At 68.4% G+C, this 26,009-nt stretch carries 23 protein-coding genes and 2 tRNA genes; 17 read left to right on the top strand and 8 right to left on the bottom strand.

Going from position 1 to position 26,009, the window contains the following annotated elements; translation table 11 throughout:
• The first annotated feature begins 14 nt into the window (after positions 1 to 14).
• From FN829_RS11990 to FN829_RS12000, 3 genes are all read left to right on the top strand, one after another.
• Positions 15 to 2,174 carry a class I adenylate-forming enzyme family protein gene (locus tag FN829_RS11990; RefSeq protein WP_142987210.1) on the top strand — a complete coding sequence of 720 codons (2,160 nt, stop codon included), beginning with the start codon at positions 15 to 17 and terminating at the stop codon, positions 2,172 to 2,174.
• Between the two features lie 34 nt (positions 2,175 to 2,208).
• Positions 2,209 to 3,465 (top strand): AGE family epimerase/isomerase, encoded by a 1,257-nt coding sequence (locus tag FN829_RS11995; RefSeq protein WP_246066527.1) that lies wholly within the window; start codon positions 2,209 to 2,211, stop codon positions 3,463 to 3,465.
• 126 nt (positions 3,466 to 3,591) lie between these two features.
• Positions 3,592 to 3,861 carry a hypothetical protein gene (locus tag FN829_RS12000; RefSeq protein ID WP_142987323.1) on the top strand — a complete coding sequence of 90 codons (270 nt, stop codon included), beginning with the start codon at positions 3,592 to 3,594 and terminating at the stop codon, positions 3,859 to 3,861.
• A gap of 68 nt (positions 3,862 to 3,929) precedes the next feature.
• Here the strand turns inward: FN829_RS12000 and FN829_RS12005 are convergent, their stop codons facing one another.
• Positions 3,930 to 4,904 carry a sugar phosphate nucleotidyltransferase gene (locus FN829_RS12005; protein WP_142987211.1) on the bottom strand — a complete coding sequence of 325 codons (975 nt, stop codon included), beginning with the start codon at positions 4,902 to 4,904 and terminating at the stop codon, positions 3,930 to 3,932.
• Between the two features lie 96 nt (positions 4,905 to 5,000).
• Between FN829_RS12005 and FN829_RS12010 the strand changes: the two genes are divergently transcribed.
• Entirely contained in the window at positions 5,001 to 5,276 is a 276-nt protein-coding gene (locus FN829_RS12010; protein ID WP_142987212.1) for a transcriptional regulator, read from the top strand.
• Between the two features lie 12 nt (positions 5,277 to 5,288).
• On the opposite strand, the gene FN829_RS12015 is transcribed toward FN829_RS12010, so the two are convergent.
• The gene (locus tag FN829_RS12015) at positions 5,289 to 5,966 is read right to left on the bottom strand and encodes a DJ-1/PfpI family protein (protein ID WP_142987213.1); all 678 of its coding nucleotides are present in this window, start codon (positions 5,964 to 5,966) and stop codon (positions 5,289 to 5,291) included.
• Positions 5,967 to 6,062: 96 nt separating this feature from the next.
• On the opposite strand from FN829_RS12015, the gene FN829_RS12020 reads away from it, so the two are divergent.
• Together FN829_RS12020 and FN829_RS12025 are read left to right on the top strand one after the other, a co-directional pair.
• Positions 6,063 to 6,758 carry a hypothetical protein gene (locus tag FN829_RS12020; protein ID WP_142987214.1) on the top strand — a complete coding sequence of 232 codons (696 nt, stop codon included), beginning with the start codon at positions 6,063 to 6,065 and terminating at the stop codon, positions 6,756 to 6,758.
• A complete protein-coding gene (locus FN829_RS12025; RefSeq protein WP_142987215.1) occupies positions 6,755 to 8,038 on the top strand; it encodes a hypothetical protein in 1,284 nt (427 codons plus the stop codon). Before FN829_RS12020 ends, FN829_RS12025 begins: the two co-directional genes overlap by 4 nt.
• A 127-nt stretch (positions 8,039 to 8,165) precedes the next feature.
• On the opposite strand, the gene hpt is transcribed toward FN829_RS12025, so the two are convergent.
• Both hpt and FN829_RS12035 read right to left on the bottom strand, forming a co-directional pair.
• Positions 8,166 to 8,735, bottom strand: coding sequence for a hypoxanthine/guanine phosphoribosyltransferase (gene hpt / locus FN829_RS12030; RefSeq protein ID WP_094531372.1), 570 nt, complete (start codon positions 8,733 to 8,735; stop codon positions 8,166 to 8,168).
• Positions 8,736 to 8,772: 37 nt separating this feature from the next.
• A complete protein-coding gene (locus FN829_RS12035) occupies positions 8,773 to 8,994 on the bottom strand; it encodes a hypothetical protein (protein ID WP_142987216.1) in 222 nt (73 codons plus the stop codon).
• Between the two features lie 112 nt (positions 8,995 to 9,106).
• Here FN829_RS12035 and aroC point away from each other — a divergent pair, with 112 nt between their 5' ends.
• Complete coding sequence (gene aroC, locus FN829_RS12040; protein WP_142987217.1) at positions 9,107 to 10,294, top strand: chorismate synthase; 1,188 nt, start codon at positions 9,107 to 9,109, stop codon at positions 10,292 to 10,294.
• A gap of 102 nt (positions 10,295 to 10,396) precedes the next feature.
• The gene (locus FN829_RS12045) at positions 10,397 to 12,073 is read left to right on the top strand and encodes a PAS domain-containing sensor histidine kinase (protein WP_142987218.1); all 1,677 of its coding nucleotides are present in this window, start codon (positions 10,397 to 10,399) and stop codon (positions 12,071 to 12,073) included.
• Between the two features lie 11 nt (positions 12,074 to 12,084).
• Here the strand turns inward: FN829_RS12045 and FN829_RS12050 are convergent, their stop codons facing one another.
• Positions 12,085 to 12,960, bottom strand: coding sequence for a ZIP family metal transporter (locus FN829_RS12050; RefSeq protein ID WP_142987219.1), 876 nt, complete (start codon positions 12,958 to 12,960; stop codon positions 12,085 to 12,087).
• A gap of 175 nt (positions 12,961 to 13,135) precedes the next feature.
• On the opposite strand from FN829_RS12050, the gene gyrB reads away from it, so the two are divergent.
• The 3 genes from gyrB to FN829_RS12065 all read left to right on the top strand — a co-directional run bounded on the left by gyrB (position 13,136) and on the right by FN829_RS12065 (position 19,705).
• The gene (gene gyrB / locus FN829_RS12055) at positions 13,136 to 15,052 is read left to right on the top strand and encodes a DNA topoisomerase (ATP-hydrolyzing) subunit B (RefSeq protein ID WP_142987220.1); all 1,917 of its coding nucleotides are present in this window, start codon (positions 13,136 to 13,138) and stop codon (positions 15,050 to 15,052) included.
• Complete coding sequence (gene gyrA, locus FN829_RS12060) at positions 15,049 to 17,613, top strand: DNA gyrase subunit A (RefSeq protein ID WP_142987221.1); 2,565 nt, start codon at positions 15,049 to 15,051, stop codon at positions 17,611 to 17,613. The genes gyrB and gyrA overlap by 4 nt, the downstream gene beginning before the upstream one ends.
• 79 nt (positions 17,614 to 17,692) lie before the next feature.
• Entirely contained in the window at positions 17,693 to 19,705 is a 2,013-nt protein-coding gene (locus FN829_RS12065) for an AMP-binding protein (RefSeq protein WP_142987222.1), read from the top strand.
• A 33-nt stretch (positions 19,706 to 19,738) separates the two neighbouring features.
• Here the strand turns inward: FN829_RS12065 and FN829_RS12070 are convergent, their stop codons facing one another.
• Positions 19,739 to 20,221, bottom strand: a complete 483-nt coding sequence (locus FN829_RS12070) for a redoxin domain-containing protein (protein WP_142987223.1) — start codon at positions 20,219 to 20,221, stop codon at positions 19,739 to 19,741.
• A 116-nt stretch (positions 20,222 to 20,337) separates the two neighbouring features.
• Between FN829_RS12070 and FN829_RS12075 the strand changes: the two genes are divergently transcribed.
• The 5 genes from FN829_RS12075 (at position 20,338) to moaA (ending at position 23,510) form a co-directional block, all read left to right on the top strand.
• Positions 20,338 to 20,625, top strand: a complete 288-nt coding sequence (locus tag FN829_RS12075) for a Sec-independent protein translocase subunit TatA/TatB (RefSeq protein WP_142987224.1) — start codon at positions 20,338 to 20,340, stop codon at positions 20,623 to 20,625.
• Positions 20,626 to 20,675: 50 nt separating this feature from the next.
• Positions 20,676 to 20,748 (top strand) — tRNA-Arg (locus FN829_RS12080).
• Between the two features lie 119 nt (positions 20,749 to 20,867).
• Positions 20,868 to 21,650 (top strand): MBL fold metallo-hydrolase, encoded by a 783-nt coding sequence (locus FN829_RS12085; RefSeq protein ID WP_142987225.1) that lies wholly within the window; start codon positions 20,868 to 20,870, stop codon positions 21,648 to 21,650.
• A gap of 53 nt (positions 21,651 to 21,703) precedes the next feature.
• A complete protein-coding gene (gene tenA, locus FN829_RS12090) occupies positions 21,704 to 22,438 on the top strand; it encodes a thiaminase II (protein WP_142987226.1) in 735 nt (244 codons plus the stop codon).
• 67 nt (positions 22,439 to 22,505) lie between these two features.
• Positions 22,506 to 23,510: a GTP 3',8-cyclase MoaA gene (gene moaA / locus FN829_RS12095; protein WP_142987227.1), complete on the top strand. Its 1,005-nt coding sequence runs from the start codon at positions 22,506 to 22,508 to the stop codon at positions 23,508 to 23,510.
• A gap of 444 nt (positions 23,511 to 23,954) precedes the next feature.
• Here the strand turns inward: moaA and FN829_RS12100 are convergent, their stop codons facing one another.
• Complete coding sequence (locus FN829_RS12100) at positions 23,955 to 24,659, bottom strand: SDR family oxidoreductase (RefSeq protein ID WP_142987228.1); 705 nt, start codon at positions 24,657 to 24,659, stop codon at positions 23,955 to 23,957.
• A gap of 187 nt (positions 24,660 to 24,846) precedes the next feature.
• On the opposite strand from FN829_RS12100, the gene FN829_RS12105 reads away from it, so the two are divergent.
• Complete coding sequence (locus FN829_RS12105; protein WP_142987229.1) at positions 24,847 to 25,899, top strand: hypothetical protein; 1,053 nt, start codon at positions 24,847 to 24,849, stop codon at positions 25,897 to 25,899.
• Positions 25,900 to 25,927: 28 nt separating this feature from the next.
• Here FN829_RS12105 and FN829_RS12110 read toward each other — a convergent pair.
• Positions 25,928 to 26,002 (bottom strand) — tRNA-Arg (locus FN829_RS12110).
• Positions 26,003 to 26,009 lie beyond the last annotated feature (7 nt).

Below are 26,009 nucleotides of genomic sequence, written 5' to 3' on the forward strand. Positions count from 1 at the left end.
CCGCTCACTTGACCATGCGCGACTGGCTCTCACACCGCGTCGTCTCCTCGCCCGACGAGATCGGACTGGTCCGTGCGGAGGACGGGGAGGCCTGGACGTACGCCGACCTCGATCGGCTCGTCTCCGAGACCGCGGGTCGGCTCGCCGCACACGGAATATCCGAAAACGACCGTCTCGGCGTTCTCACGCCGCCGTACGTGGGAACCGTCGGACTCGTCCACGCGACGATGCGCGTCGGCGCGACGTTCGTCCCGCTGGGCGAGGGTCTCACCCCGCGCGAGCTGGGGGAACGGATCGAGCGGGCCGACCTCGACGCGGTGGTCTGTGCGGAATCGACCGAGTCCGACGCGCTCGCCGCGGTCGAGGACGTTCCGCTCCTCTCCGTCGACGAACCCGGCGACGCGGCGGTCACCGCCGTCCACGACGTCGACCCCGACCCGGTCGACGCCGTCGAGTGGACGTTCGACGACCCGCTCTGTATCCTCTTCACCTCGGGGACGACCGGCGTTCCGAAGCCGGTTCCGCTCACCGCGGGCAACCTCTACGCCTCGGCGGTCGCCTCCGCGTTTCGTCTGGGCGTCGATCCGGACGACCGCTGGCTCGTCTCGCTCGCGCTCCATCACATGGGCGGGCTCGCGCCGGTGTACCGGGCGGTGCTCTACGGGACGACCCTCGTGCTCCGGGAGGGGTTCGACCCCGGCGGCACCGCGGACGACATCGACCGGTACGACGTGACCGGCGTCTCGCTCGTGCCGACGATGCTCGAGCGGATGCTCGACCGACGCGGGACGCTCGCTGACACGCTGCGGGTCGTCCTCCTCGGCGGCGCGCCGGCCCCGGAGGAGCTGATCGAGCGCTGTCGGGACTACTCGATCCCCGTGTACCCGACCTACGGGATGACCGAGGCCGCCTCGCAGGTCACGACCGCCACCCCGAACGCGACGCGCGATCGTCCCGGCACGGTCGGCCGCCCGATCTTCGGCATCGACGTGGTCATCGTCGATGAGACGGGCGAGCCGGTCGACGCCGGCGAGACCGGCGAGGTCGTCGTCGACGGGCCGACGATAACGCCGGGATACCTCGACCCGGACGCGACGGGTTCGGACGCGACCGAACCCGACGCGACTGAACCCGACGCGACCGACTCGGAGTTCGGGCCGTACGGACTCCACACCGGCGACGTCGGCTCCCTCGACGAGGAGGGGTACCTCTACGTATTCAACCGGCTCGACGACCGGATCGTCACCGGCGGTGAGAACGTCGAGCCGGGCGAGGTGTCCGACGTGCTGGCGGGTCACGCCGCGGTCGACGACGTCGCCGTCGTCGGCCTCTCCGACGATGACTGGGGCGAGCGCGTCGCGGCGCTCGTCGAGGTCCGGGATCGAACGGACGCGATACCCGGAGGTGCGACTCGAGACGACGCGGCCCGGGGCGACGAACGCGACGCCCTCGACGACGAGGCCGACGAGACGGGGAGCGACGAGAGAGAGATCGACGGCGAGGAGGCCGCGGATGACGAGAAGGATGCGGCCGCCGACGCCGGCAGCGAGGCGCGGGAGCCCGGAGATGAGCGGAAAACCGGCGACGACCTCGGGATCGGCGCCGGAGACGGCTCCGAAGAGGGGGACGGAACCGCACCGTCATTCGACGACTCGCTCCTCGCGTTCGCCCGGGAGCGGCTCGCCGGATTCAAGATCCCGAAAACGGTCGCGTACACCGACGAGATCCCGCGAACCGTCTCGGGGACGATCGACCGAGACGCCGTCCGCGAGCGGCTCCGCGAGACGGGCCACGACCCGCGCGACGGGTTCGGAAGCGCCGGGTTCGAACCCGCCGACCCCGAACCCGCGGACCCCGAATCCACCGACCTCGAACCGGGAGACCCGATCGAATCCGAACGGGCCGGTACGGCCGATCTCGGCGAGCCCGACGGCTCCAAAGGGGCGGACGGCTCCCTCGCCGCCCACGGCGTCGAACCGGAACGAGCGCGGACCGATCTCACCACGGAGGTCTTCAGCGAGGACGGTCCCGAGAAGGAACCGCAGGATCGGACCGGGAACGACGAGGGGTCGCGCGAGCGCGGCGATCGATCGTCGAACGACGACGAGGAGGACGGGAAGGACGGAGACGACCGCGAGAGCGGAGACGAAGAGCCGCCCGAGCGGGAGCGATGAGCACGTCGTACGTCTCCGCCGCGGGATCGCGAACGTGATCGATCCCACCGCCTTCCGCGGGCGGCTCCTCGCGGCGCTCCGAGTACGGTATCCGGACGCTCTCGACGACGCCGGCGTTCGGCTGTTCCATCCCGTGACGGGGGACCCGTACACGGACGACCGGCGTCACCTCGTCGCCACCTGTCGGTCGATCGCCAACTTCGCGACCGGCGCGGTCGCCGGGGGGCCCGACTGGTGCGTCGACGCCGCCGAACACGGGCTCGCGTTCCTCGAGTCGGCTCACCGGTCCGAGGCGGGGGGCTACCGCCTCGTCGTCGACGCCGACGGGGAGCCAGTCGATCGGACCCGGTCAGCCTACGGACACGCGTTCGCGTTGTTGGCGTACGCCAGGGCGGCCGAAGCCGGGATCGACGGGGCGACGACGGGACTCGACGCGACCGTCGACCTCCTCGAGGAGCGCTTCCACGACGGGAGCGGCCGCCTCCGCAGCGACTGCGACCCGGACTGGCGGGAGCGCGAGCCGTACCGGGGACAGAACGCGAACATGCATGCGTGTGAGGCGTACGTCGCAGCCTACGAGGCGACCGACGACCGGTCGTACCTCGAGCGCGCGAGCCGGATCGCTCGCGGGATCGCGGTCGATCTCGCGGCCGAGACCGACGGCCTGCTCTGGGAGCACTACACCGACGACTGGGAACACGACCTCGGCTACAACGCCGACGAGCCGCGCCACCGGTTCCGACCGCCCGGCTACCAGCCGGGCCACCACGCCGAGTGGGCGAAGCTCCTCGCGCTGCTCGATCGATACGACGCCGGCGGCGCGCCCGCGGGCGGCTGGGCGGCGCGCGCGGCCGAGCTGTTCGCGGCCGCCGTCGACCTCGGCTGGACGGGCGACGGGTTCGTCTATACCGTCGACGCCGACGGCGGCGTCCTCGTCCCCGACCGCTACGGCTGGGCGCTCGCCGAGGGGATCGGCGCGGCCGCGGCGCTGGCGGAGCGGGCCGACGCGGGGAGGGTGAAAGCGACCGCGGGCGACGGCGCGGCCGACGCCGGTGACGACGCCGTCGCGGTCGACGCCGACCGGTTCGATCGGTGGCGCGGCCGGTTCGTAGATCTCACGGACGGCTACTGCGGACCCGCGGGCGTCTGGTTCGAGAAGCGTCTCGCACCCGCCGACGGCGGCGATCCGGTCGCGCCGGAGCCGCCGGCAGTCGAGCCCGATTACCACCCAGTGAGCGCGTTCTTCGAGCACTGGCGGTCGGGGCGGCTCCACGAGGCGCGTCGGGAGTGAGCTCCCGACTCGGAGCGCGATCGCCTCCGGTTCCTGCGACCGCCTACGGCCACGCCGTCCGCGTATCGCCCTGCCCCGACGAGCCCGTTTAGTCGCCGTGGACCGTACCGACGCCCGGTGACACGCGTGTACGTCCCCGCCGACCGACCGGAAACCTGCCCCGCCTGCGGCGAGCCCTACGAATCGGCGTCGCGACACGCGGGCGGCTTCGCGGTCAACCTCCTCGAGAACGAACGATACCGGCGGGTGTGTTTTCACCCGGCGACGACCGCGGACGGCGAGCCCGCGCTCGACTGCTTTCACCACACGCACGCGGAGGTTGGTGGGTGCCGCGAGAACGAGTCTCCGAGCGGAGCCGTAGCCTTCGGCACGGACGACGGCGAGGACGGAGAGTGAGTCGAACGGACCGGGCTCAGCGGTGAGTCGAACGGACCGGGCTCAGCGGTGAGTCGAACGGACCGACTTCAGAAGTCCTCGCCGCTCGTGATCGACGTGTACGCGCCGATCAGCGAGCCGGTGAGGTCGACCTCCTCGAGGACGGCGTGCTCGTCGATGACGGTGTTCTCGACGTCGCTGTCGTCGACGGTCGCGTCGGGGAAGACGACGGTGCGTTCGAGTTCGCTGTCCGTGACCTCCGCGCCGTCCATCACGTGGACGACGTCGCCGATCTCGGAGTTCTCGACGGTCGCGCCGTCGGCGACGAGGCTGCCGCCGTCGAGCGCGTACTCGACGGTGTCGAGGTAGCTGTCGGCGGTGCCGATGTCGAACCACGCGCCGTCGAAGGTGAACGCGTGGACCGGCTCGCGCGACTGGAGCCACTGGAGGAACCAGCCGGGCTCGTCGGGGTTGTTGTCGTTCTCGAGGTACGTCGAGAGGTCGGGCAACGTCTCCGCGGGGAACGCGTAACACGCGATGGAGACGAGCGTGCTCTTGGGGTCCTCGGGCTTCTCCTGGAAGTCGACGACGCGGTCACCCTCGAGGTCGACGAGCCCGTACGACTTGGCTCGCTCCATCGATCCCACGTCGTAGGCGGCGAGCGTCGGGGTCCCCTTCTCCTCGAAGAAATCGGTGAACTCCGCCAGATCGAAGCTGATCAGGTTGTCGCCGGCGACGACGAGCAGGTCGTCGTCGACGCCCTCGCGGTCGACGAGTTGTGCCAACGCGCCGACGACGCCGAACTTCTCGTCCTCCTCGACGGTCTCCTCGATCGAGAGCGTCGGCTTCTCGAACTCGCTTTCGGCGAGGTAGTCGTCGAAGGTGTCGGCGAAGCGCTCGTTGGTCGAGACGAACACCTCGTCGACCCGGTCGTCGGCCTCGAGGTCGGCGAAGATCTCGTCGATGACGGTTCGGTCCCCCACGGGGAGGAACATCTTGGGACGGTCCTTGGTTATGGGCCAGAGCCTCGTCGCGTATCCACCGGCAAGTACCACTGCCTTCATACACCTACCCGTGAGGGCGAGCGACATACTTCTTGTGACTGTGTCACCGTCCCGAAACTCCGTCGTCGTTTTATTCCGCCCCGACGAGCGGGACGCATGGAGACGACCCGCCAGCGGATCGCCGACACGCTCCGCGAGGGGCCGCGGACCGCGAGCGACCTCGCGGCGGCACTGTCGCTGCCGACGCCGACCGTCTACGAACACCTCGAACACGTCTCCCGGTCGGTCGACGGGGAGGAGTCGTTCCTCGTGTCGCCGCCGACGTGTCGCGACTGCGGGTTCGACGGCTTCGACGACCCGCTCAACGCGCCCTCGCGGTGTCCGGAGTGTAAGAGCGAGCGGATCGACGAGCCGGCGTTCGTGATCCGGTAGGTCGACCGCGACTCACAGCCGGTCGAGGAGCGCCGCCGCGGCCGCAGTCGACGAACCCGGCCCGCGGGCGGTGATCAGATCGCCGTCCTCGGTCACGCTCTCGTCGGCGTCGAGCTCGGCGTCCCACTCCGCACCGGCCATTCGGACCTCGTCTTCGACCCAGTACGGGAGCTTCCGGCCGTCCGGCAGGACGTCCTCGTCGTCGACGATCCCCTCCTCCCACTCGTTCGGAAAGCCCGTCACGGCGCGCCCCTCGACGAGGGGCGTCCCGTCGGCCTCGCGGGTGAATCCGAGAATGCCGACGGCGTGACACACGACGAGCGCGACGCCCTCGCCGCCGCCGACCGCCTCGAGCAACAGCTGGCGCGCGTGCCGGTCCTGGTTCACGTCCCACACCGTCCCGTGGCCGCCGGGGAACACGACCGCGTCGTGGTCCGTGGCTTCGACCGTTGCGAGCGGCTCGGGATCGTTCAGTTCCGGGTGGCTCTCGTCGACCTCGCGGTACTCCTCGGCGACGTCTTCGCCGCCCGCCGCGTCCGGTTCCAGCGACCGCTCGTCGACGACCGGCGGCGAGCCCGAGGGCGTCGCGACCGTCACGTCGACGCCCTCCGATTCGAGCGTCGAAAGCGGCTCGATACACTCCTCGGCCCAGTACCCCTCCTCGCTCACGACGAACAGCGCGCTTGTCATGTCCACCCGATGGTTCGGGCGCGCGACGGAAAAGGAGACCGCGGCCGGCAACGAGCGTCCACAAGACGTATCACGCGTCTGATCGAATCGCCGCCGATGCCCCGCACGACACGCAGACGAGCCCTCCTCACGGCGGCGTCCGGGATCGCGGCGCTGGCCGGCTGTTCCGGCTCCAGCGAGCACTCGGCGTCCGTCCCGGCACGGACGGAGGACCGGATCGACGACTACGAGGTTCGCCGCGTCCGCAACGAGGCCGGGACGCCGCTCTTCCGTCGGGAGGACGCCCGGTCGACCGAGGACGGAACCGACGGCGACGCGGCCGGCTCCGCCGATCCCGACGCCGACGATCCCGATCGCCGCTACCGCGGCGGTCGACGCGTCCTCGTCTCGGCGGACGACCTCGTGGACCTCGCGTTCGCGGACGCGCCGGAGGCCGAGGAGCTACGGAGTTTCGTCGCCGAGACGGATTTCGAGACCGCGTCGGCGTACCTCCTCTCGATGCCCATCGGGGAGTGTTACGCGGTCCGCCTCCGGTCGGTCTCCGTCGAGGAGGACGAGATCGAGGACGGCGACCTCCACCCGCGCGCTCAGTTCTGTCGAAGCCTCCGGCCGGCCGACGTCGAGTGTAGTACCGAGGGGACACACACGGTTGGGTTCGCGATCCGGCTGCCCGTGGCGGCCGAACGGTCGACGGGCAGCGGCCGCGGCATGTCCGGGTCCTGTGGCCCGTCGCCCCGGAGCGAGCCGTTCGACCCGGAACTCGAGCCCGCGAGCGGGGGTGACGAGGAGTGATCTCCCGCCGGTCGCTACTCGCCGGGCTCGGGAGCGCCGGCGTCGCCGTCCTCGCCGGCTGCGCCGGATTCGGACGATCGAGCGACGACGGACCCGCCGCGAGCGACGTCGACCTTCGGCCGGGCGCGGTCGAGCCGGTCGAGTGGCCCGCCTCGCCGTTCCCGGTTTCGGTCCCCGAGTCGCTCGCGACGACCCACGAGGCGCGGGCCCGTGAACTGCTCGATGCGGTCCCGGCGGAGCCGTCGATCCCCAACGCCGCCGTTTCGCGGGACCTGCGGAACGAGCGCGAGCGCACCGCGGAGCGACTCGAGGCCGGTGCCGACCGACCCTGGGCGACCGGGCGGCTGGCGGAGTGGCGCGGGATCCGGAGCGACGCCGCGACGGTCCGCGGTGCCCACCGCGCAGCGATCGGCGAGGACGACGCGGCGGCGACCCGTGAACGCCGGCGTGCGGTCCGCGAGGACCTCGCGTCCTTCGTGTCGGACCACGAGTATCGCGCCCGCTCCCCGCTGGAGGCGGTGCTCGCGCACGCACCGGTCGAGGACCTGATCGCGTCGTGTCGCCGTCGCGTCCGTCCGCGACGGGAGTACCCCGCCGACCCGATCGCTCGCCCGTTCCGAGCCGGTGACGTCCTCGGGCGGGTCGAACGCGCCCGAGCGACGCTCGACGACGCGACCGGACTGCTGGAGGCCTACCGGACTCAGCGCGCCGAGACGAACTCACAATGGACGTCGCTGATCGCGTCGGCCGACCGACTGCGCGCCGCGGTCGGTCGCGAGCGAGCCACCGTCGGGGAGTTCCTCGCCCGCGACGATCCGCCCGTCGACGACGACCTGCGCGGTACGGCCGCCGGTCGGCTCTTCACCGAGGCCAGCTACCGCGCCGAGTCGCTGGCCGAGGACGTCGAGGAGCGCGTCGACGACGGGGCCGTCGCGACGGCCACCGTCGAGGCCGGGCAGGCGCTCGTCGCGATCGAGGCGCTCGAGACGGCCGTCGAGGGGATCCGGGACGGCGCGTACCGCGATCCGGTGACCACCGACTCCGTCGACCGGACGGCCGATCGGGCGCGGGAGTCGCTCGCCGGCGTCGCGGAGAGCGACGACCCGCGGCTCGCGGCGCGGATCGCCGAACCTGCCCTCCAGACTCACGAGTCCGCGGCGCGCCGTCTCGGGGAGGGATACGCCGACCCGGCCCGCATACAGGGTGATCTGGCGCTCGTCGACCTCTACGCTCGGGCCGTGCCGCCGGCGACGAGGTTCGTGCTCGACCGGATCGAGTGACTCCGCGGTGAGCGAGTCGGATCCGGCGGGAAAACGCGATCGGCGTCGTGACGGCGGAGAGAAACCGTGACGGGTGCGAAAGAGGGTGCCGGGAGGGGTTGGGGAGATCGTCTCGTCGTCCGGCGGACTACTCGTCGCCCTGGGCGTCGACGATCACGACCTCGCCGTCCTCGACGGTGACGTTGATCAGCGTCTTCACGTCGTAGTCGGTCTCGTCGAGCTCGTTCTCGCCGGCCTTCTTGATCACGGCGACGACGTCGACGACCTCCGCGCCGACCTCGTCGGTGAGCGCGTCGAGGATCGCCTTCATCGTGCCGCCCGTCGAGAGCACGTCGTCTAAGACGAGCACGCGGTCGCCCTCCTCGACGTCGTTGATGTACATCTCCGACTCCGAGTAGCCGGTCTCCTGGAACAGCGGGACCTCGCCGTCGAGGCCGTACTGGCGCTTGCGGATGACGACGAGCGGGATGTCGGTCATCAGAGAGAGCGCGGTGGAGATGTGGATCCCCATCGCGGCGGGGGTGACGATCTTGTCGACGTTCTCGAGTTCCGCCTTCCGGATGATGCGGATGACGATCTCGCGGAGGAGTTCAGGTTTGAGCATCGGAACGCCGTCGCTGATCGGGTGGACGAAGTACTGGTACTCGCCTTTCTCGATGATCGGCGCGTCGAGGAGCGACTGCCGCAACTGGTCCATGTCGCCGGTACTCGGGCGGCTTAATAAAGCGTGGCGATCACACTTCCTCCCGGGCGTCGATCTCCGTGTAGATGTACCACGCCGCGGTGTACGCGGACAAGAAGAGCAGGTAGCCGACGACGAGCCCGCCGGTGCGTCGCGCGTCGAGACCGCCGGGAAGCGTCGCGGACAGGACCGCGAGCGCGAGAAGGAACACGAGAAACGAGAAGAGTCCCGAGAGCGCGTAGACGCCGAGATCGGAGGTGAGTCGTTCGCGCATGACACGACCCACGGGAGCGCTCGGTAAACCGGCGTCGGTTCGACGGGCCATCAGGCGTGCGACCGCAGTCTCGGATTGCAACCCCTATATGCCCCCGGGTTCACGGACGGGTATGAACGGGAACCGGTTCGGTCGCCTCTTTCAGGTGACCACCTACGGCGAGAGCCACGGCGACGCGATGGGCGTGACCGTCTCAGGCGTGCCCGCGGGCGTCGAACTCGACGAGGACGCGATCCAGGCGCAACTCGACCGGCGCAAGCCGGGCCAGTCGATGATCACCACCTCGCGGGGCGAGCCCGACGAGGTCGTCGTCAACTCCGGCGTCCAGGACGGGTACACCACCGGCACTCCGATCGGGATGGTGATCCAGAACAAGGACGCGCGCTCGGGCAAGTACGAGCCGTACGTCACTGCGCCGCGGCCCTCCCACGGCGACTACACCTACTCCGCGAAGTTCGGGACGCGCAACTGGGGCGGCGGCGGCCGCTCCTCCGCGCGCGAGACGGTGAACTGGGTGGCCGCGGGCGCGGTCGCCGAGCAGGTGCTCGACGCCTCCGAGTACGACGTGGACATCAAGGCCCACGTCAACCGGATCGGCGACGTTGAGGCCGACGACGTGAGCTTCGAGCAGATCCTCGCGAACAGCGAGGAGAACGACGTGCGGTGTGCGGATCCCGAGGCGGCCGCCGAGATGCAGGAGCTGATCGAGGAGTACCAGGAGGAGGGTGACTCCATCGGCGGCTCCATCTACTTCGAGTGTCGGGGCGTTCCGCGCGGGCTGGGCGCGCCGCGGTTCGACGGCTTCCCGAGCCGACTGGGGCAAGCGATGTTCTCCATCCCGGCGACGACCGCGGTCGAGTTCGGCCTCGGAAAGGGCGCGGTCGGCGTCTCGGGCAGCGACCGCAACGAGGACTGGACGTTCGACGACGGCGAGTCCTTCGAGCACGTCGAGAGCGACGAGGGCGACCCGGTGCCCGTGGGCAACGACCACGGCGGCCTCCAGGGCGGGATAACGACCGGAGAGCCCATCTACGGCGAGGCGACGTGGCACGCGCCCACCTCGATCCCGAAGAAGCAGCACACCGCGGACTGGGAGACGGATGAGGAGAAGGAGATCCAGGTCGTCGGGCGACACGACCCCGTGCTCCCGCCGCGGGCGGTCCCCGTCGTCGAGGCGATGCTCTACTGTACCGTCCTCGACTTCATGCTGCTCGCGGGCCGGATCAACCCCGACCGCGTCGACGCGAACCCCGGTCAGTACGACACCGGCTACCACCCGAGCAGCCCGCGAAACGAGTGACCTCCGCGCGGGCGGAACCGATCGGCTGAGGTGGCGGCCGAGGGCACCACCCGTCGTTCCTCACGTTTTTATCCCTACCCGACATATCAACCGCATCGCACGATGGTCCCCTCACATCCCCCGAACGGATCGGCCGACTCGGACGGCGTGACAGGGACCGACGCCGGTGAGGTCCACGGACCCGATCCCGACGGGATCGACCTGCGGACGTTCCGGGAGGTCGTTCGCAGCGCGGGGCACTCGATATACTGGACCGACATCGGCGGGACGATCGAGTACGTGAACGACGCGTTCGAGGAACAAACCGGATACAGCGCCGAGGAGGCGGTCGGAAGCAACGCGAACATCCTTCAATCGGGCGTCCACGACCAGCAGTTCTACGAACGGCTCTGGGACACGATCCTCTCCGGCGAGGTCTGGTCCGGCGAGATCGTGAACGAGCGGCGTGACGGCGAGCGCTACGTCGCGAAACAGACCATCTCGCCGATCGTGAACACGGACGGGAAGATCGTCCGGTTCATCGCCGTCAACGAGGACGTCACCGAACTCCGCGCCTCTCGGGAGCGGGCAGAACGGGAACGCGACCGCTTCGAACAGCTTCTCGACGCGGTGCCGGTTCCGCTCGTGCTCACCGAGTTCAGTGACGGCGACCCGATCGTCGAGCAGACGAACCGCGCGTTCAGAGAGCGGTTCGGCTTCGACGCCGACCGATTGATCGGCTCGTCGCTCGACGAGTTCATCGTCGACGAGGACGACACGTCGACGGCCCGCGAGATCAACGAGCGGATCCGGCGCGAAGAGCGGGTACATCGGGAAGTCATCCGTCGAACGGCCGGCGGCGAGCGGCGCACATTCCTGCTCGTCGCGACGCACCTCACGGACGACGGCGGCGACGAGGCGCTGGGCGCGTATCTCGACATCACCGACCGTAAGCGCGCAGAGGAGGAGATACACCGGAAGAACCGCCAGCTCGAGGAGTTCGCGGAGGTCGTGAGCCACGACCTGCGGAACCCCTTGAACGCCGCCAGCGGCCACTTGGAGATGATCGACGCGCCGGAGGAGAACGATCCCCATCTGGAGTCGGTGGCGAACGCTCACGAACGGATGGCGGACCTGATCGAGAACATCCTGTCGCTCGCGAAACGGGGACGGGGAATCGACGAGACGGAGTCGATCGAGCTCGACGCGTTCGTCTCCGACTGCTGGGACACGATCGTCAGGGGCGACCCACGGCTTCGGAACGAGGCGTCGGGGACGGTGCGTGCCGATCCGACTCGATTCCGGCAGCTGCTCGGCAACCTGTTTCGGAACAGCGTGGAACACGGTTCCACGGGCAGTCGGCCTACGGCCGACGACAGCGTGGAACACAGTCGTTCGAGAGAGGGCGTCGCCGTCCCTCGTGATGACGAACACTCCTCCTCGGAGTTTCCGAACCACTCGGCCAGCAGCCGGATCCCGGAAGAATCCGGCGACGGCGCGGCCCACGCCGCCACTTCCGGCCCGCCGCAGACCGCCGACATCGATCACGGTGGTGGAAGCGTGACCGTCACCGTCGGCGACCTGTCCGACGGGTTCTACGTCGAGGACGACGGGCCGGGGATCCCGGAGGAAGCGCGTGCGGACGTCTTCGAGTCCGGGCACACGACCGCCGAGGCCGGGACCGGATTCGGGCTCGCCATCGTCCGTGAGATCGTCGAGGCACACGGCTGGACGGTCGCCGTGACGGACGGTGACGCGGGCGGCGCTCGATTCGAGTTCACGGACGTCGACCGCGAGTGAGGCTCCGGTCGCTACGCGACCACGACGGCGTCGACGACGATCAGGAGGACGAACCCGCCGAGGAAGGCGGCCGTCGCGGCGTCGGCGTGGCCGTGACCGTGCGAGGAGGGGATCATCTCGCGAAAGACGACGGTGAGCATCGCGCCCGCCGCGAACCCGGCCGCGGCCGGAAAGAGCCCGGTCGAGAGGGAGACGAGCGAGAAGCCGACCGCCGCAGCGAGCACCTGTGGGACCGTTCCCGACAGCGCCGTGTACGCCAACACTCGGAGGTTGCTAATCCCCGTCTCGGCCATCGGGATCGCGAACGCGAAGCCGTCCGGGACGTTCTGGAGGCCGATCACGATCGCCAACACGAGCGCGACTTCCTCGAGCCCGGAGGCGAAGGCGACGCCGATCGCGAGCCCCTCGGGCGCGTTGTGGAGGGTGATCGCCCCACCCACGAGCAGTGCCCGGCGGAGCGTGGCGTCGGCGGTCGCCGTCGCATCGTTATCGCTGGCGTCGTCCTCTCGGCTGGGATCCTCTCCGGGACCGCCCTCGCCGACTCGCCCACTCCCCGCCATCCCCGCGACGTCGGCCCGTGTCGCCCCACCCTCCGCGCGCCACCCACGATACCTGGCGTGAAGGTGTGGGATGAGCCGGTTGCCCGCGAGGAGACCGAACCCGCCGACGAGGAGCCCGGCAAGCACCGCTTCGAGACTACCCTCCTCGGTTCCGGGGAGGATCAGTCCGAACACGCTGGCGGCGATCATCAGTCCGGCCGCGAGGCCGAGGGCGGCGTCGTACGTTCGATGGCTCACGTGAGCGCGGACGAACACCGGAAGCGCGCCGATCCCGGTCACGAGCCCGGTCGCCCCCGCGATTCCGATCACGGTCGGGAGGTCGGTCATGGCAGGTGATTCAGACGAGCGGACATAAATCCGAGTCACCGCGGCGGCCGCCCGTCCTGTCCGGTGATCGAGGCCCGTCTGCTCGGCTCCGTCGCCCTCTCGAATTAATAGGCTTGTACGCCCGCGCGCGTACGCCGGGTTTATAACCCATCACAGACTACAGTCTTCAAGTTCTATGCCAGAGGAGACCGAATACGGAGCCGGCCAGATTCAGGTCCTCGAGGGCCTTCAGGCCGTCCGAAAGCGTCCGGCGATGTACATCGGGTCCACGGACGGACGCGGGCTCCACCATCTCGTCTACGAGGTCGTCGACAACGCCATCGACGAGGCGCTCGCGGGACACTGTGAGGACATCGACGTCACGGTCCACGAGGACGGCTCCGTGAGCGTGCGAGACGACGGTCGCGGAATTCCCGTCGACACCCACGAAAAGTACGATCGGCCGGCGCTCGAGGTCATCATGACCGTCCTCCACGCCGGCGGGAAGTTCGACTCGAAGTCGTATCAGGTCTCGGGCGGCCTCCACGGCGTCGGCGTCAGCGTCGTCAACGCCCTCTCCGAGCGATTGGAGGTCGAGGTGAAACGCGACGGCGGCGTCTACAGACACGAGTTCGAGCGGGGCGAGCCCGTCCCGGACGGCTTCGAACGCGTCCGCGACATGGACCCCTCGGAGGGGACCGGGACCTACATCCGCTTTTGGCCCGACGACGAGATATTCGAGACGACCGACTTCGAGTTCTCCACGCTCTCCAACCGGCTCCGCGAGCTCGCCTTCCTCAACTCCGGGGTGGCGATCACGCTGGCGGACGAGCGCGACGGGAACCGCGAGACGTTCCGGTACGACGGCGGGATCCGCGAGTTCGTCGGCTACCTCAACGAGACTCGCACAGCGATCCACGACGACGTGATCTACTTCTCCGACGAGGACGAGGGCGTCCACGTCGAGGTCGCGATGCAGGCGACCGAGGAGCTCCAAGGCTCCGTCCACGCGTTCGCGAACAACATCAACACCCGCGAGGGCGGCACCCACCTCACGGGGTTCAAGACGGCGCTCACCCGCGTCATCAACGACTACGCGAACGAACACGGGCTCGTCGACGACCTCGACGCCAACCTCAAGGGCGAGGACGTCCGCGAGGGGCTCACCGCGGTCATCTCGATCAAACACCCCGACCCGCAGTTCGAGGGGCAGACGAAGACGAAACTCGGCAACAGCGAGGTCCGCGGCGTCGTCGAGTCGGCGACCCACGCGAAGCTCGGGACGTTCCTCGAGGAGAACCCCGACACCGCCCGCAAGGTCGTCCACAAGGCTGCCGAGGCCGCGAGAGCGCGCAAGGCCGCGAAGAAGGCCGAGGAGCTGACCCGTCGGAAGTCCGCGCTGGAGTCGACGGCGCTGCCCGGCAAGCTCGCGGACTGTCAGACCCGCGACCCCACGGAGGCGGAGCTGTTCGTGGTCGAGGGCGACAGCGCCGGCGGATCGGCGAAACAGGGCCGCAACCGTGAGAACCAGGCGATCCTTCCCCTGAAGGGCAAGATACTCAACGTCGAGAAACACCGTCTCGACCGCATCCTCGAGAACGACGAGATCCGCGCACTGATCACCGCGATCGGCGCGGGGATCGGCGAGGAGTTCGACCTCGATGAGGTCAGATATAATAAAATAATTCTCATGACCGACGCCGACGTCGACGGAGCCCACATCAGGACTCTCCTGCTCACCCTCCTCTACCGACACATGAAGCCGCTCCTGGAGGCCGGCTACGTGTACGCGGCCCAGCCGCCCCTCTATCGCGTCCGCTACCGCGGGAACACGTACGACGCGATGACGGAGGCGGAGCGCGACCGGATAATCGAGGAGGAGTGCGACGGGAACCCGACGCAGGTCCAGCGGTTCAAGGGACTCGGCGAGATGAACCCCGACCAGCTGTGGGAGACGACGATGAATCCGGAGAACCGCCGGCTCAAGCGGATCACCATCGACGACGCGGCCGCGGCCGACCGGATGTTCAACGTCCTGATGGGCGACGCAGTCGAGCCGCGAAAGCAGTTCATCAAGGAGCACGCGACCGAGGCGGAGTGGGTGGACATATGAGCTCGGACGTTCCCGACGTCGACCCCAGCGACGTCCGCGCCGCGCAGGTGACGAACGCCCGCATCGAGGACGAGATGGAGCAGTCGTACATCGACTACGCGATGTCGGTCATCGCGGGCCGCGCGCTCCCGGACGTCCGGGACGGGCTCAAACCCGTCCACCGGCGCATCCTCTACGCGATGCACGAGGCGGGCGTCACGAGCAACTCCGCACATCGAAAGTCCTCCTCCATCGTCGGCGAGACGATGGGCGACTACCACCCGCACGGCGACAGCGCCATCTACGACACGCTCGCGCGGATGGCTCAGGACTTCTCGATGCGGTACCCGCTCGTGGACGGTCAGGGGAACTTCGGCTCCGTCGACGGCGACCCGCCCGCGGCGATGCGGTACACGGAGGCGCGGATGGCCCCCATCGCCGAGGAGCTGTTAGCCGACATCGAGCGCGACACGGTCGATTTCACCGCCAACTACGACGACCGCCTCGAGGAGCCGGAGGTGTTGCCCTCGGCGGTGCCGCACCTGCTCGTCAACGGCTCGTCGGGGATCGCGGTCGGGATGTCGACGAACGTCCCGCCGCACAACCTCGGCGAGGTGATAGACGCCACCGTCGAGCTGATCGAGGACCCCGACGCCACCGTCGAGGATCTGATGGAACACGTCAAGGGACCGGACTTCCCGACCGGCGCGAACATCGTCGGGCGAAACGCGGTCCACAAGGCGTACAAGACGGGTCGCGGCCGTATCCGCGTCCGCGCCGAGTTCGAGGTCGACGAGGAAGAAGGTCGGATCGTGATCTCGGAGCTGCCCTTCCAGCAGAACAAGTCTCGGCTCGTCGAGCGGATCGCCGAGGACGTCAACGAGGGCGCGATCGAGGGGATCCGCGACCTCCGCGACGAGTCCGACCGCGACGGGATCCGCGTCGTCGTCGAACTCAAGCGCGACGCGATGGCCGAAGTGGTGAAGAACCAACTCCTGGAGAGCCACCTCGAACGGACCTTCGGCGTGATCAACCTCGCGTTGGTCGACGGCTCGCCGCAGGTCTTGGACTTAAAGGAGACGCTCGAACACTACGTCGAGCACCGTCGCGAGGTGGTCCGCCGGCGCTCCGAACACGAGCTCGACGAGCGTGAGGATCGCGCGCACATCCTCGAGGGCCGGTTGAAGGCGCTCGAGAACGTCGACAGCGTGGTCGAGACGATACAGGACTCCGAGGATCGAGACGCCGCGAGAGCGGCCCTCGAGGGAGAATACGACTTCTCGGAGGCGCAGGCCGAACACATCGTCCGGATGCAGCTCGGGTCGCTGACCTCGATGGAGACCCAGGAGATCGAGTCGGAGTACGAGGACGTGACGGCGCGGATCGAGCGGCTGGAGACGATCCTCGCGGACCCGGACGAGCTCGATTCGGTGATAATCGAGGAACTCGAGGAGATGAAGGCGGAGTACGACGACGAGCGTCGGACGAGCTTCATCGAGGACACGGGTTCGGTCACCCACGAGGACCTGATCCCGGAAGAGGAGTGTATCGTCGTCATGAGCGAGGACGACTACATCAAGCGGATGCCCCTCGAGACGTTCCGGGCGCAGAACCGCGGCGGGAAGGGGATCATCGGCGCGGACCTCAAGGAAGGCGACCGCGTCTCCTCGGTGTTCGCCGCCAACTCTCACGACTACCTGCTCGTGTTCACCAACCACGGGCAGATCTACCGGCTGAAGACCTACGAGATCCCGGAGATGTCCCGGACGGCTCGCGGGAAGTCCGCCGTGAACCTCCTCGATCTCGACGACGGAGAGGAGATCGAGGCGGTCGTGAACACCGACGACCTCGACGACGACGAGTTCCTCACGATGGTCACCCGCGACGGATACATCAAGCGGACCGCCGTCGACGAGTTCGGCAACATTCGATCGACCGGGATCCGGGCGATCCGGCTGGAGGACGGCGACGAGCTCGTCGACGTCGAGGTGACCGACGGCGGGACGGACATCGTCATCGGAAGCCGCGACGGGATGGCGATCCGGTTCGACGAGGGCGACGTTCGTCCCATGGGACGGACGGCCCGCGGCGTGATCGGGATCGACCTGCGCGAGGGCGATCGCGTCGCCGGCGTGGCCGCGGTCGACGCGGCCCGACACGACTGGGTGTTGACGGTGACCGAGAACGGCTACGGGAAGCGCTCGGACCTCTCGGAGTACCGACCGCAATCCCGCAACGGGATGGGACTCGTCGACATCAAGACGGGGGATCGAAACGGCAGCGTCGTCGCCATCGAGGCGGTGACGTACGGCGATCACCTGATCGCGATGAGCGCGGACGGCCAGATCATGCGGACTCGCGTCGAGGAGATCTCGACGGTGAGCCGGAACACGATGGGCGTCATCGTGATGGACCTCGAACCCGACGACGAGGTCGCGTCGGTGGACATCGTCCCCGAGACGGCCTACGCCGCTGGCGGTGAGAGCGAGGCTACCGACGTCGAGTCCGCCGACGTCGAGTCCGCCGACGTCGAGTCCGCCGACGTCGAAGCGCCCGACATCGGACGCGAAGACGGCGAGTAGGGCGCCTCCGACGGTCGGGTCTCCACTGACCGCCGTCCAGGAAAGTTACTTACTGTTTCCGCGGAAACGGAGGGTCGAGATGGACGAGTACGAGGCGATATCCGAGGTGGTCCACGAGCCCGATCCCGCGTTCGCGGAGTCGACGAACGTCGCCGCGTTCATGCGAGAGTACGGGATGGACGACTACGAGGAACTGATCGCGCGTACCACCTCATCCGTCGACGGCGAGCCCGAATCGGGCGTCGACTGGTTTTGGGACGAGGTCGTCGACTACCTCGACGTCGATTTTTACACCGAGTACGACGCGGTCCGGAACGACGAGAACGGCCCGCAGTTCACGGAGTGGTACCCCGGCGGGGAGATCAACGTCGCGCACAACGTCGTCGATCGCCACGCCGCGGTCGACTCGCCGGATCGGAATCGCGTCGCGCTGGTCTGGGAGGGCGAGCCGGGCGACGTCCGCGAGGTCACGTTTCACGAGCTTCACCGAGAGAGCAACCGCGTCGCGAACTACCTCGATTCGGTCGGGGTGGGGACCGGCGACACGGTTGGGCTGTACATGCCGATGGTCCCGGAGGTCGTCTCGATCCTCTACGGCTGTCTGAAGGTCGGCGCGATCGCCGTCCCGATCTTCTCGGGGTTCGGACGGGAGGCGACCGCGACCCGGATCGACGACGCCGAGCCGTCGGTGCTCTTCACCGCCGACGGCTTCCACCGACGGGGGAGCGAGGTTCGGCTGAAGGCGACCGCGGACGCGGCGATCGCCGACGCGGGCCACGTCGAGAACGCGGTCGTCTACGACCGGCTCGGCGCGACCCCCGAGGGGGACGCGGGGGAACCGGTCCCGTGGACCGACGGACGGGACGCGACGTGGACCGACGCGATCGGTCCGCGCTCGCCCAAGTACGAGACGAAGCGGCTCCCCTCGAACGCGGAGTCGATGCTGCTCTACTCGTCCGGGACGACCGGGACGCCGAAGGGGATCGTCCACACCCACGCCGGCGTCCTCGTTCAGTGCGCCAAGGAGATCCACTTCGGCTTCGACCGGAAGCCGGCCGACCGGTTCTTCTGGGTCGCCGACATCGGCTGGATGATGGGGCCGTGGACGCTGATCGGCAACCACGCCTTCGGCGGCACGGTGTTCATGTACGAGGGCGCGCCCGACCACCCCGAACCGGACCGGTACTGGGAGCTGATCGATCGCCACGGTATCACCCAGTTCGGCGTCTCGCCGACCGCGATCCGGGCGCTTCGCAAGCATGGAGACGAGTGGGTCGAGGGTCACGACCTCTCGAGTCTCCGGATCTTGGGTTCCACCGGCGAACCGTGGGACCCCGAGTCGTGGACGTGGTTCTACGAGAACGTCGGCGGGGGCGAGTGTCCGATCATCAATATTTCCGGCGGCACGGAGATCTGTGGTTGTTTCCTGATGCCGATGCCGAACCAGCCGCTGAAACCGTGTACCCTCGGCGGTCCCGGACTGGGGATGGACGTCGACATCGTCGACGTGGCGGGCGAGTCGGTGATGGAGGACGGCGAGCGCGGCTACCTCGTCGCGCGCGACTCGTGCCCCTCGATGACGAGGAGCCTCTGGTCCGGAGACGAGCGCTACCTCGAGGAGTACTGGTCGACGTGGCCCGACCTCTGGGACCACGGCGACTTCGCTCAGAAGGACCGGGACGGCTTCTGGTTCCTCCACGGCCGCGCCGACGACGCGCTCAACGTCGCGGGTCGGAAGGTCGGCCCGGCCGAGATCGAGGGCGTGTTGATCGACCACGACGCGGTCAATCAGGCGGCCGCGGTCGGCGTCCCCGACGAGACGACGGGGACCGCGGTCGTCGCCTACGTCGTCTTGGAGCCCGGCGTCGAGCCGACGGCGGCACTCCGCGAGGAGCTGCGGGGCCTGGTGGGCGACGAACACGGCAAGCCGTTCCGGCCGCGCGAGGTTCGCTTCGTCGACGCCTTCCCCAAGACGCAGTCGGGGAAGGTCATTCGGCGGGCCATCGCGGCAGTTCACCGCGGAGAGGACCCCGGCGACCTCTCCTCGATGGAGAACCCGGAGGCCCTCGAGGAGCTTCGGGACCCCGAGTGAACGACGGCGGTCGAACCGGCCGAATACGCTCGATCAGTTCGGCGCGATGGCACCAGCCGCGGCGTCGGCGACCGCGGCGTAATCGGGTTCCTGACCGTGCTCGTCGGCCAGCCAGCGGTACGTGACGGTTCCGTCCGCGCCGATCACGAACACCGACCGGCGAGCGACCACGTCGACACCGTAGTGATCAAAGTCGGCGATCGCGTCGTACGCTTCGATCGCTCGGTGGTCGGGGTCGGCGACGAGCCCGAACGGGAGGTCGTACTCCTCGCGGTAGACGGAGAGCGCGTGGGGGAGGTCCGTGCTGACGCCGAGGAGGGTACACGCGTCCGGGAATCGGTCGAACTCGTCGCGGATCGTCCGCATCTCGTCGGTACAGGTGCTCGAGAACGCAGCCGGGAAGAACGCGAGCACGGTCGGGCCGTCACCGATTCGATCGGTGAGACGGAACGGCTCGATGTCGTCGGTCACGAGCGAAGCGGAGAAGTCGGGGGCGTCGTCGCCTGCGTCGACCATACGGACGCGTCGTCGCGAGCGCGTATATACCGGGCGATCGACGCAACGCCGAACGGACGTGGACACCCCCGAAGGCAAAAAGACTATAATCGCTACAGGGTTACGACCGGGTAGAGATGACAAGCGCGATTCCACTGATCGGCGGTATTCCGGCGGGCCCGGAGCTCCTCATAATCCTGCTCGTGTTGGTCCTTCTGTTCGGGGCGAACAAGATCCCGAAACTCGCTCGATCGACGGGACAGGCGATGGGCGAGTTCAAGAAGGGACGCGAAGAGGTCGAAGACGAACTGAAACAGATGCAGGAGGGCGATCTCAGTTCGGGAACGGAGACTGAGGCGACCGAGACGACTGAGGCGACGACCGAGGACGACGACCTCGAGACCGAGAAGGAATCGAGTACGTAATTCGCCGACTCGAAAACGCCCTCGTTTCTATACCCTTCCTACCCCATCTCGGGCGCGTGGCCTAGCGGATAGGGCGAGGGGTTCCTAACCCCTCGATCGCGGGTTCGAATCCCGCCGTGCCCGCTGTCTGCGAGCAAAGCGAGCGGTAGCGGTACAGGGATTCGGACCACGCGAGACGGACGGTGAGTCTCGCCCGCCGGGCGGTCGATAACTTACTTGCGGTCGGCAACACAGGCTAGGACATGGAACTCAGCGTCCTCGGCAGCGGAAGCGCGATGCCGGTCCCCGACCGCGTTCAGTCCGGGTACCTCCTCGAGGACTCGAACGGCGGCACGGATCGGACCCTGCTCGTCGACTGCGGCAGCGGCGTGCTTCACCGACTCGCCGACACCGATCCCGGCTACGAGGGCGTCTCGACCGTCCTCCTGACGCACCACCACCTCGATCACGTCGCCGCGCTGCTTCCCCTGATAAAGGCGCGGTGGCTGGCGGGCGAAGGACACCTCGAGATCGTCGGCCCGACCGGAACCAAGGCGCTCGTCGACGGGTTGCTCGAGGTCCACGACTACCTCGACGGACGGATCGATCTCGCGCTCCGGGAGGTTCCGGCCGGCCGGCCGTTCACCGCGGGCGGGTTCGACGTCGTCGGTCGGGAGACGCGCCACTCGAGGCGGTGTCTCGCGTATCGGTTCTCGCCGCCGAGCCGCGAGGTCGACCCCGCGGAGGGACCGCTCACCCTCTCGGGTGACTCCGAGGCGTTCGCGGGACTCGCGCGCTTCGCGGACGGCAGCGACGTGCTCGTCCACGACTGCTCGTTCCCGGACGGGACCGACGTCTCGAACCACCCGACGCCGACCTCGCTCGGGGAGTCGCTCGCGGACGTCGACGTCGGGACGCTGCTGCTCTCACACCTCTACCCGCACACCGGCGGGCGCGAGGCGGAGATGGAAGCGAGCGTCCGGGAGGCGGGCTTCGACGGCGACGTGCGAACCGCCTCCGACGGGCTCACGGTTCGGATCCCATGAGGAATTAGCCAGTAATACAACAGGCTTATCATCACTCGCCAGAACGCGGTCCCATGGCCTTCAGCGATACGCTCTTGGACGCGGGATCGGACATCTGGGCGGCGCAGTTCGAGCATCCGTTCGTGTGCGAGCTCGCGACCGGCGACCTCGCGGACGCCGCGTTCCGACGGTGGCTCGAACAGGACTACCAGTACCTCTTCGACTACGCCAGGGCGTACGCGGTCGCGGGTGCGAAGGCCCGTGAGAAGCCTGCGATGGCGACGTTGCTCGGCGGGGCGGACGCGGTGTTGAACGAGGAACTCGACCTCCACCGGTCCTTCGCGGCTGAGTACGGAGTGGCCGAGGACGACCTCCAGGAGACGACGAAGGCCCCGACCTGCGAGGCGTACACGAGTTTCCTCGTTCGAACGGCTCACGACCGGCCCGTCCCCGTCGCGGTCGCCGCGCTGTTCCCGTGTATGAAGGGGTATCTCGACGTGGCCGACCACATGGCCGAACTCGCCGAGGGCGACCACCGATACACCCCGTTCATCGAGACGTACACGAGTGAGGCGTTCCGCGCCGAGACCGCCTCGATGCGCGACCTCCTCGACGGGTACGCCGAGTCCTATCCCGGCCACCGCGACGCGATGTGCGAGGCGTTCCTCACGAGCGCCAGACTCGAATCGGCGTTCTGGGAGATGGCGTACGCCGGCGAGACGTGGCCGACCCGAGAGTCGACCGGTCGCGACGACGGTCGAACCGGGGATCGAGACGGCGGCCACGACCACGATCGCGGCGGAGCGTAACGTCGAAGGGTTACGCCACGCCCGGATCGACCCGGATGTTTAAACGTTCGTGTGGGTATCCTCTGATATGGCCGAGCCGCTCGCGGACGACTTCGGACGGGAGGTGACGGGCGTTCGGGTCTCGCTCACCGACCGGTGTAACTTCGACTGTATCTACTGTCACAACGAGGGCCTCGGCGACACGCGCGGCCCGATGGAGCCCAGCGAGGACGAGATGAGCGCCGCCGACGTGGTTCGATTTCTGGAGGTCGTGGAGGGGTACGGCGTCGATTCGGTGAAGTTCACCGGCGGCGAGCCGATGTTGCGTCAGGACCTCGAGGAGATCATCGAGCGCACCCCGGACTCGATGGAGGTCTCGATGACGACGAACGGGACCTTCCTGCCGGGGCGCGCCGAGGACCTGAAGGCGGCGGGGCTCGACCGCGTCAACGTCTCGCAGGACGCGCTCGACCCCGACGACTTCGCGGAGGTGACGAAGTCGGGGGCGTACGAGCGGGTGCTCGAGGGCGTCAAGGCCGCCGTCGACGCCGGGCTCGACCCCGTGAAGCTCAACATGGTGGTGTTCACCCACACCGCGGGCTACGTCGAGGAGATGGTCGAGCACGTCGCGGAAAACGAGGGGCTCCAGCTCCAGCTCATCGAGTACATGCCGGAGCTGACCGGGAAGCCGGAGTGGAACGTCGACATCGGACGGGTCCACGACTGGCTCGCAAAAGAGGCGGACCGAGTCGAGCACCGCGAGATGCACGACCGGAAGCGGTACTTCGTCGGCGAGGACGCGGACGGCGAGGGCGGCGGGATGGTCGAGATCGTCGACCCCGTCGAGAACGAGGAGTTCTGTGCCAACTGCGGGCGCGTCCGCGTCACCCACGAGGGGTACCTGAAGGGGTGTCTCAACCGCAACGACGACCTCCGGTCGATGGGCGAGATGAGCCGCGAGGAGATCGCGGAGACGTTCGAGGCGGTCGTCGCGAACCGCGTCCCCTACTACGGCGAGTACCTGATCGAGAACGACGACGGCGAGTACGAGATCAACGAGGAGTACCTCGGAACCCCGAGCGTCGCGGACTGAGAATTTCTGCTGCCGACACGGGTCGTTTCCGCAACGAGATCAGTGCGAACGGTGATCAGTGATAACAGTAGTCAGTGATAACAGTGATCAGTGATCAATCAGTGCGGTGGCGTGCGCCTGCGAGCGCCCGCAAGGGCGCGAGCAGACCGCACGAGGGAGTCAGTCGCCGGAGGCGACTGACGAGGCTGGGGAGGCGTGAGGTGCGGTTGCGGGGCGGTGCTGTGCGGGAAGTGTGAGATTCAAAGGGGCAGTCGCTGGCAACTCTGCCGCCGGCGACGAAGCCGTGAGCCCTCGCGACTGGGGCTTTGGAGGTGTTCACCGCGTCGTTTCGTTTCACTTCGTACAGCCGAGCGGCTGGTCTCTTAAAGGATCACCGCGCCGGCAACGACACGCGTCCGACCGAGGCGTTACCGCGTCAACGCTCCGCGGTCCGCACGCGATCGCCTACACCGACGACGTGATCCCCCCGTCGACGCGGAGGTTCTGGCCGGTGACGTAACTCGACTCCTCCGAGAGCAGGTACGCCACCGCGTCCGCGATCTCCTCGGTCCGCGCGGCCCGCCCCATCGGGATCTCCGCTCTCGTCTCTTCGTCGACGTCGTAGCTGTCGGCGAAGCCGGGCAGGACGCTGTTCATCCGGATCCCCTCCGACGCGTACCGGTCGGCGTACAGTTTCGTGTAGGCTCCGAGGCCGGCCCGCAACACGGAGGAGACGGGGAAGTCCGGCGAGGGCTCGAACGCCGAGAACGTCGAGACGTTCACGATCGCCCCCTCGCCCCGTTCCTCCATGATCGGCGTGACGAGCCGGGCCATCCGGACCGTGTTCATCAACACCAGATCCATCCCCTCGTACCACTCCTCGTCGGAGATGTCCAGCAGGTCGCCCGAGGGCGGGTGGCCCGTGTTGTTCACCACGGCGTCGATCCGGCCGTGGCGCTCGTGGGTCGTCTCGACGAGCGCCGCCAGGTCGTCGGGGTCGGTGACCGACCCCTCGAAGCCGTCGCCGCCGAGGTCGTCCGCGACGTCGACCGCGCTTCCGGAGGGAGAGAGCAACACCGGATGGTACCCGTCGTCGCTCAGCCGCCGCGCGCAGGCCTCGCCGATGCCGCTTCCCGCCGCCGTCACGATCGCGACCGGGGTGTCGTCCATACGAGCGATGTCGCGGGTACGGGCATAAGACCACCGGCGCGCTCGAGCCCCGATCCGCTCGAGGAGTCCGGAATCCGACGGGTACGGAACTCGACGGGTGCGAAACTCGCGCTCCCCGACGGACGCAGAGTCAAGTCCCCGTTTGAGTCATACCAACGTCTTTACTCGGCCGGGACGCTCCTCACGTATGGCACGGCAGTCGACGACCAGACGACGATTGTTGGGTGTCGGTGGCGCGAGCGCGATCGTCGCGGCCGCGGGCTGTCTCGGCCCGTTCGGTTCCGTCGGGGACGGAGCGGGCGAAACCGACGGGTCCGGCGATCGCTCGCTCCGTCTCTCCCTGTCTCCTCGGGACGACACGCTCCGGGAGCGGTACGCGATCGACCTCGCCGACCTCGCCGACGCCCGCTCGCCGGACGCCGAGGAGGCCTTCCGGACGACGCTCGAGGGGTCGGCGTACACGACACAGTACCGAAGGCCGTTCTTCTCGACTCCCGACGACCCCACCTACGTCAGAGAGGAGGGTACCTACTACCGACTCGGGTCGGTCGTGGTCGACGAAACCGTCGAGACGCGCCCCGTTCTCCGCCTCCGGGACGGAGCTCGAGTCGAGGACGGCGACACCACCGACTCCGGGACTACAGACGCCGAGAGCGACGCGGTCGCGGCCGAGGAACTTCCCGAAGGCGACCGACGAGCCGTCGAGATCGCGCACATGGCCGCCCGCGCCCGCGGCGACGAGGGCGGCGTCCCGTGGGGGCTGGTACGGCGCGGCGGCTACGTGTACCGCTCCGAGGAGGCCGTCGAAACGAGCCAGATCCTGTCCGATGACGATCCCGGCCGCGTCGTCTATCGCGAGACGGAGTACGCGATCGAGGTCGCCGAAGAGCGGTTCTACGAGCCGGTGTATCGCGCGAGCGTCGAGGCAGTCGCGACGAACCCCGAACGAATGGAGGCCATTCTCCGGGCCAAATTCGTCGACGCGCGGATCGCCCGTGACGCGCTCTCCACGGAGGAATCCGATGTTCTTCGGTCGGCTCACGGGAACGGCTACGACGAGACGCATCCGTACTCCGAGGCGTTCCGGAGCGTGTTGACGGCGCTTCACGAGCGCGCCTACCTCGACGGCAACGTCGAGAACGACGCCTTCAGCGACGCCGAACACGGGTCCGGGATGATACTGTACGGCGACGAGTACCACGAGTATCGACTGCGGTTCACGTCCTCCTCCGGGACGTAGAACGAGCCACCACTGGTTCGGAGATGAACGGGCACGGTGGGATTCGAACCCACGACCGTCGGATTAGAAGTCCGACGCTCTATCCTGGCTGAGCTACGTGCCCTCGCCCC

It is taken from the genome of Halorubrum cibi (genome assembly GCF_900182635.1).
Classification (GTDB): Archaea; Halobacteriota; Halobacteria; order Halobacteriales; family Haloferacaceae; genus Halorubrum; species Halorubrum cibi.

Coding starts and splice junctions, on each gene's coding strand:
- FN829_RS11990 (WP_142987210.1), top strand. CDS start 15: ATGCGCGACTGGCTCTCACACCGCGTCGTCTCCTCGCCCGACGAGATC.
- FN829_RS12005 (WP_142987211.1), bottom strand. CDS start 4,904: ATGAAGGCAGTGGTACTTGCCGGTGGATACGCGACGAGGCTCTGGCCC.
- FN829_RS12010 (WP_142987212.1), top strand. CDS start 5,001: ATGGAGACGACCCGCCAGCGGATCGCCGACACGCTCCGCGAGGGGCCG.
- FN829_RS12015 (WP_142987213.1), bottom strand. CDS start 5,966: ATGACAAGCGCGCTGTTCGTCGTGAGCGAGGAGGGGTACTGGGCCGAG.
- FN829_RS12020 (WP_142987214.1), top strand. CDS start 6,063: ATGCCCCGCACGACACGCAGACGAGCCCTCCTCACGGCGGCGTCCGGG.
- hpt (WP_094531372.1), bottom strand. CDS start 8,735: ATGGACCAGTTGCGGCAGTCGCTCCTCGACGCGCCGATCATCGAGAAA.
- FN829_RS12035 (WP_142987216.1), bottom strand. CDS start 8,994: ATGCGCGAACGACTCACCTCCGATCTCGGCGTCTACGCGCTCTCGGGA.
- aroC (WP_142987217.1), top strand. CDS start 9,107: ATGAACGGGAACCGGTTCGGTCGCCTCTTTCAGGTGACCACCTACGGC.
- FN829_RS12045 (WP_142987218.1), top strand. CDS start 10,397: ATGGTCCCCTCACATCCCCCGAACGGATCGGCCGACTCGGACGGCGTG.
- FN829_RS12050 (WP_142987219.1), bottom strand. CDS start 12,960: ATGACCGACCTCCCGACCGTGATCGGAATCGCGGGGGCGACCGGGCTC.
- gyrB (WP_142987220.1), top strand. CDS start 13,136: ATGCCAGAGGAGACCGAATACGGAGCCGGCCAGATTCAGGTCCTCGAG.
- gyrA (WP_142987221.1), top strand. CDS start 15,049: ATGAGCTCGGACGTTCCCGACGTCGACCCCAGCGACGTCCGCGCCGCG.
- FN829_RS12065 (WP_142987222.1), top strand. CDS start 17,693: ATGGACGAGTACGAGGCGATATCCGAGGTGGTCCACGAGCCCGATCCC.
- FN829_RS12070 (WP_142987223.1), bottom strand. CDS start 20,221: ATGGTCGACGCAGGCGACGACGCCCCCGACTTCTCCGCTTCGCTCGTG.
- FN829_RS12075 (WP_142987224.1), top strand. CDS start 20,338: ATGACAAGCGCGATTCCACTGATCGGCGGTATTCCGGCGGGCCCGGAG.
- FN829_RS12085 (WP_142987225.1), top strand. CDS start 20,868: ATGGAACTCAGCGTCCTCGGCAGCGGAAGCGCGATGCCGGTCCCCGAC.
- tenA (WP_142987226.1), top strand. CDS start 21,704: ATGGCCTTCAGCGATACGCTCTTGGACGCGGGATCGGACATCTGGGCG.
- moaA (WP_142987227.1), top strand. CDS start 22,506: ATGGCCGAGCCGCTCGCGGACGACTTCGGACGGGAGGTGACGGGCGTT.
- FN829_RS12100 (WP_142987228.1), bottom strand. CDS start 24,659: ATGGACGACACCCCGGTCGCGATCGTGACGGCGGCGGGAAGCGGCATC.
- FN829_RS12105 (WP_142987229.1), top strand. CDS start 24,847: ATGGCACGGCAGTCGACGACCAGACGACGATTGTTGGGTGTCGGTGGC.